Here is a 6,639-nt window from a genome sequence, read left to right as displayed (position 1 = left end):
GCCTTCACGTTCACTGTCACCCGCACTGGCGATACCAGTGGTGCCACCACAGCCGATTGGGCAGTAACAGGGACTGGTGGCAATCCCGCCAATGCTGCTGACTTCGGTGGCACGTTTCCCACGGGCACTGTTAACTTCGCTGCCAACGAGACAAGTAAAACGATTACAGTCAATGTCAGCGGCGACACGACTGTCGAACCAGATGAGAACTTTACGGTGACGCTCTCCAACGCATCTGGAGCAAACATTACTACCGCTACTGCTACAGGCACCATTCAAAACGATGACACAGCTCTAGCGATCGCCGCTGATGCTAGTACCACTGCAACCGAAGGCAATAGCGGTACCAAAGCTTTCACCTTCACAGTGACGCGCACTGGCGATACCAGTGGAACCACAACAGCCGATTGGGCAGTAACAGGGACTGGTGGCAATCCCGCCAATGCTGCTGACTTTGGTGGTACGCTTCCCACGGGCACGGTTAGCTTCGCAGCCAATGAGACCAGCAAAACGATTACCGTAAACGTCAGCGGTGACACCACGATAGAACCAGATGAGAATTTCACCGTTACGCTCTCCAATCCATCCGCTGCAGCTACGATCGCAACAGCAACAGCTAATGGCACGATTCAAAATGATGACACGGCTCTGGCGATCGCTGCCGATGCCAGCGCCACTGCAACCGAAGGCAACAGCGGTACCAAAGCTTTCACGTTCACTGTCACCCGCACTGGCGATACCAGTGGTGCTACAACAGCCGATTGGGCAGTGACAGGTACTGGTGTCAATCCTACCAATGCTGCTGACTTTGGCGGCACGTTTCCCACGGGCACTGTTAACTTCGCGGCCAATGAGACCAGCAAAACGATTACCGTAAACGTCAGCGGTGATACCACAATAGAACCAGATGAGAACTTCACCGTTACGCTCTCCAATCCATCCGCTGCAGCTACGATCGCAACAGCAACGGCTAATGGCACCATTCAAAACGATGACACAGCTCTAGCGATCGCTGCCGATGCTAGCGCCACTGCAACCGAAGGCAATAGCGGTACCAAAGCTTTCACCTTCACAGTGACGCGCACGGGCGATACCAGCGGTGCCACAACAGCCGATTGGGCAGTAACAGGGACTGGTGTCAATCCCGCCAATGCCACCGACTTCGGCGGCACGTTTCCCACGGGCACGGTTAGCTTCGCCGCCAATGAGACCAGCAAAACGATTACCGTAAACGTCAGCGGTGACACCACAATAGAACCAGATGAGAACTTCACCGTCACTCTCTCCAATGCATCTGGAGCAAACATTACTACCGCTACTGCGACTGGCACCATTCAAAACGATGACACAGCTTTAGCGATCGCCGCCGATGCCAGTGCCACTGCAACCGAAGGCAATAGCGGTACCAAAGCCTTCACGTTCACTGTCACCCGCACTGGCAATACCAGTGGTGCTACAACAGCCGATTGGGCAGTAACAGGGACTGGTGGCAATCCCGCCAATGCTGCTGACTTTGGCGGTACGCTTCCCACGGGCACGGTTAGCTTCGCCGCCAATGAGACCAGCAAAACGATTACCGTAAACGTCAGCGGTGACACCACAATAGAACCAGATGAGAATTTCACTGTCACTCTCTCCAATGCATCTGGAGCTAACATCACGACATCCACTGCTACGGGTACGATTCAAAATGATGACACGGCTCTGGCGATCGCCGCCGATGCCAGTGCCACTGCAACCGAAGGCAATAGCGGTACCAAAGCCTTCACGTTCACTGTCACCCGCACTGGCGATACCAGTGGTGCCACCACAGCCGATTGGGCAGTAACAGGGACTGGTGGCAATCCCGCCAATGCTGCTGACTTTGGTGGCACGTTTCCCACGGGCACGGTTAGCTTCGCTGCCAATGAGACCAGCAAAACGATTACCGTAAACGTCAGCGGTGACACCACAATAGAACCAGATGAGAACTTCACCGTCACTCTCTCCAACGCTTCTGGGGCTAGCATCACAACATCCACTGCTACTGGCACCATTCAAAATGATGACACAGCTCTAGCGATCGCCGCCGATGCCAGCGCCACTGCAACCGAAGGCAATAGCGGTACCAAAGCTTTCACGTTCACTGTCACCCGCACTGGCGATACCAGTGGTGCCACAACAGCCGATTGGGCAGTAACAGGGACTGGTGGCAATCCTGCCAATGTCGATGACTTCGGTGGCACGCTTCCCACGGGTACGGTTAGCTTCGCTGCCAATGAGAGCAGAACAACTTATTACCGTAAACTATCAGCGGTGACACCACATTAGAACCACATGATAACTTAGGACTTCCTCTCGACGATGCATCATGGAGCAAACATTGGATACCCGCTACTGCGACTGGCACCATTCAAAACGATGACACAGCTTTAGTACATCCGCCCAGATGCCAGAGCCATTGCCACAGAGCGTAATTGCGGTAACGAAACACTCCACGTTCACTGACACCCGCCCTGGCAATACACGTGGTGCTACAACATCACAGGTACGAACAGCGTGAACTGGGCAGTATCGGGCAACGGAGCTGCTCCTGCTGATGCTGCGGACTTTGGCGGTACGCTGCCGTCAGGAACGCTTAGCTTTAGTCCGTTCCAGACCAGTCAAATTGTCACGGTCAATGTTAGAGGAGATGCTCTTGTCGAAGCCGATGAGGACTTCACCATTACGCTCTCCGATGCCAGAAATGGAGCGATTATTGCTGATGACTCAGCCGCAGGCAGAATTGTCAACGACGATATCATTGTCGGCGGTACTGGCAACGATTCTCTGACAGGCAGTGCAGGCAACGACACGATTTCCGGCTTGGGCGGTCTGGACACCTTATCCGGTCTGGCTGGCAATGATTCCATCGACGGCGGTTTGGGTAACGACTTTCTTACGGGCGGATTGGGCAACGATACGCTATTGGGAGAAGGCGACAACGACACTCTGACAGGGGTCGATCCTGCGAGCGGCTTTGGAATTGGTGAGATAGATAGATTAACCGGAAATAGTGGGAGCGATCGCTTCATCCTCGGCGATAGCACCAGAACTTACTATCTCGGGAATGGGATATCTGATTATGTCCTCATTACTGACTTTGGTGCTGGCGATCTGATTCAAGTCCGTGCGAGCGAACCATTGACGATCGGCGGAGCCAGACCACCAGGGATCGCTTCCGGTACGGCGCTTTATCTCGGCTCAGATCTGGTTGCCGTGGTGCAGGGTAACGTTCCCACAGCGCTCTCTTTCGTTGCGGTTTAAGCCCAGGCTGATGCGAAATAAGGGGCGATCGCTAGAGACAGTTTTAGTACGGATGTGGCTGATTTAGAAAAATGGCTAGAAAAATCTAAATAATAGGTAATTCCCTACAATTTTTTGTGACGGTGCTATTCCTAATTCTTTAAATGGGTAGAATATGGCGAGAAACACGTCTATCCCGAGAATAACATCGCTGAATTATGAAACTCTGTCCTATTGCTCGCCAGAACCAGACTGCTCTTGCTGGGACAAACATGCTGGTGGTCATTGCCCCCAACATCAAAAATCCTGAAGTATTGCTCGCGGGAGTAGTAGCTGGCACAGAGGTGTTACGGCTGAATGAAGACGAAGACAGCATCGCGCAAATTAGCCGCGCATTGGCAGCAACTCCCGCGAAATCGCTCCACCTGGTTTGTCATGGTAGCTATGACGGCATGGGTCAGTTGGAACTGGGGCAGACGTTACTGAATCGCACCAACCTGAGCCAGTATCAGGCGCAACTACAGGCGTGGGGCATCGGCGAACTCGCGATCTATGCCTGCGAGGTGGGGCAAGACCGCAATTTTATTACTAACCTGAGCGCACAAACTGGGGCAAGGGTAGCGGCGGCAAGGGGTAAGGTGGGAAACGCAGCTCTAGGTGGAAGTTGGCGGATTGAGGATGGGAAGGGGAATCGCATAGAAGCGCTAGCTTTTAACGACAAGGCGCAGCAGGCTTATCCAGGGGTACTGGTGAGTTTCAGTGCCTCGACCACCTTCGCGACAGGAAGTAATCCTTATTCCGTGGTAGTGGGGGACTTCAATGGCGATAGCCGCCCCGACCTGGCGGTGGCAAATGCGAATTCCGCCAGCGTATCGGTGCTGTTGGGGAATGGCAGTGGCGGGTTCGCTGCCCAGACTACTTTTGCGGTGCGGAATACTCCCAGTTCCGTGGTGGTGGGGGACTTCAATGGCGATAGCCGCCCCGACCTGGCGGTGGCGAATCGGGGTTCCAACAACGTATCGGTGCTGTTGGGGAATGGCAGTGGCGGGTTTGCTGCCCAGACTACCTTTGCGGCAGGAAATATTCCTTTTTCCGTGGCAGTGGGGGACTTCAATAGCGATAACCGCTCCGACCTGGCGGTGGCGAATCTTTTTTCCGCCAACGTATCGGTGCTGTTGGGGAATGGCAGTGGTGGGTTCGCTGCCCAGACTACCTTTGCGGCAGGAAATGTTCCTTTTTCCGTGGCAGTGGGGGACTTCAATGGCGATAACCGCCCCGACCTGGCGGTGGCGAATCGGTTTTCCGCCAACGTATCGGTGCTGTTGGGGAATGGCAGTGGCGGGTTCGCTGACCAGACTACCTTTGCGGCAGGAAGTAATCCTGTTTCCGTGGCAGTGGGAGACTTCAATGGCGATAGCCGCCCCGACCTAGCGGTGGCGAATGCGGATGCCAACAACGTATCGGTGCTGTTGGGGAATGGCAGTGGCGGGTTTGCTGACCAGACTACCTTTGCGGCAGGAAGTAATCCTTTTTCCGTAGCAGTGGGGGACTTCGATGGTGATAGCCGCCCCGACCTGGCGGTGGCGAATCTTTTTTCCGCCAACGTATCGGTGCTGTTGGGGAATGGCAGTGGCGGGTTCGCTGACCAGACTACCTTCGCGGCAGGAAGTACTCCTATTTCCGTGACAGTGAGGGACTTCAATGGCGATAGCCTCGCCGACCTGGCGGTGGCGAATGCGAATTCCAACAACGTATCGGTGCTGCTCAATACTACAGTTCCCACTCTCCCCATCGTCACGATCGCTGCCGATGCCAGCGCCACTGCGACCGAAGGCAATAGCGGCACCAAAGCTTTCACATTCACAGTGACGAGATCGGGCGATACCAGTGGTGCCACCACAGCCGATTGGGCAGTAACAGGGACTGGTGGAAATCCCACCAATGCTGCTGACTTCGGTGGCACGTTTCCCACGGGCACTGTTAACTTCGCTGCCAACGAGACAAGTAAAACGATTACAGTCAATGTCAGCGGCGACACGACTGTCGAACCAGATGAGAACTTTACGGTGACGCTCTCCAACGCATCTGGAGCAAACATTACTACCGCTACTGCGACTGGCACCATTCAAAACGATGACACAGCTCTAGCGATTGCTGCCGATGCCAGCGCCACTGCAACCGAAGGCAATAGCGGTACCAAAGCTTTCACCTTCACAGTGACGCGCACTGGCGATACCAGTGGAACCACAACAGCCGATTGGGCAGTGACGGGTACTGGTGGCAATCCCGCCAATGCTGCTGACTTTGGCGGTACGCTGCCCACTGGTACGGTCAACTTCGCTGCCAATGAGACGACCAAAACCATCACTGTTGCCGTCAGCGGTGACACGACTGTGGAACCTGATGAGAACTTCACCGTCACCCTTTCCAACGCTTCTGGGGCTAGCATCACAACATCCACTGCTACGGGTACGATCCAAAATGATGACACAGCTCTAGCGATCGCCGCCGATGCCAGTGCCACTGCAAACGAAGGCAATAGCAGTACCAAAGCTTTCACCTTCACAGTGACGCGCACTGGCGATACCAGTGGAACCACAACAGCCGATTGGGCAGTAACAGGGACTGGTGGCAATCCCGCCAATGCTGCTGACTTCGGTGGCACGCTTCCCACGGGTACGGTTAGCTTCGCTGCCAATGAGACGACCAAAACCATCACCGTTGCCGTCAGCGGTGACACGACTGTGGAACCTGATGAGAACTTCACCGTCACCCTTTCCAACGCTTCTGGGGCTAGCATCACAACATCCACTGCTACGGGTACGATTCAAAACGATGACACGGCTCTGGCGATCGCTGCCGATGCTAGCGCCACTGCAACCGAAGGCAATAGCGGTACCAAAGCTTTCACCTTCACAGTGACGCGCACGGGCGATACCAGTGGTGCTACAACAGCCGATTGGGCAGTGACGGGGACTGGTGTCAATCCCGCCAATGCCACCGACTTCGGCGGCACGTTTCCCACGGGCACGGTTAGCTTCGCAGCCAATGAGACCAGCAAAACGATTACCGTAAACGTCAGCGGTGACACCACAATAGAACCAGATGAGAACTTCACTGTCACGCTCTCCAATCCATCTGCTGCAGCTACGATCGCAACAGCAACGGCTAATGGCACCATTCAAAACGATGACACAGCTCTAGCGATCGCTGCCGATGCTAGCGCCACTGCAACCGAAGGCAATAGCGGTACCAAAGCTTTCACCTTCACAGTGACGCGCACGGGCGATACCAGCGGTGCCACAACAGCCGATTGGGCAGTAACAGGGACTGGTGTCAATCCCGCCTTCCAAACCTTCTAGCCTCAACCCTTCA

The 6,639-nt window shown here is 54.8% G+C and carries 3 protein-coding genes; all 3 read left to right on the top strand.

Annotated elements, in window-relative coordinates; translation table 11 throughout:
• Window positions 1–2,310 (top strand): beta strand repeat-containing protein (locus PSE6802_RS31055; protein WP_019500319.1); only part of this gene is annotated, 2,310 nt, incomplete at its 5' end.
• A 228-nt stretch (window positions 2,311–2,538) separates the two neighbouring features.
• A complete protein-coding gene (locus PSE6802_RS33400) occupies window positions 2,539–3,285 on the top strand; it encodes a calcium-binding protein (RefSeq protein ID WP_019500318.1) in 747 nt (248 codons plus the stop codon).
• A gap of 197 nt (window positions 3,286–3,482) precedes the next feature.
• Window positions 3,483–6,626, top strand: coding sequence for an FG-GAP-like repeat-containing protein (locus tag PSE6802_RS31050; RefSeq protein WP_051050573.1), 3,144 nt, complete (start codon window positions 3,483–3,485; stop codon window positions 6,624–6,626).
• Window positions 6,627–6,639 lie beyond the last annotated feature (13 nt).

The organism is Pseudanabaena sp. PCC 6802 (assembly GCF_000332175.1).
In the GTDB taxonomy this organism is placed as follows: domain Bacteria; phylum Cyanobacteriota; class Cyanobacteriia; order Pseudanabaenales; family Pseudanabaenaceae; genus PCC-6802.
The sequence above is the reverse complement of the archived record's forward strand: the minus strand, read 5'-3'. Positions and strand labels throughout refer to the sequence as shown.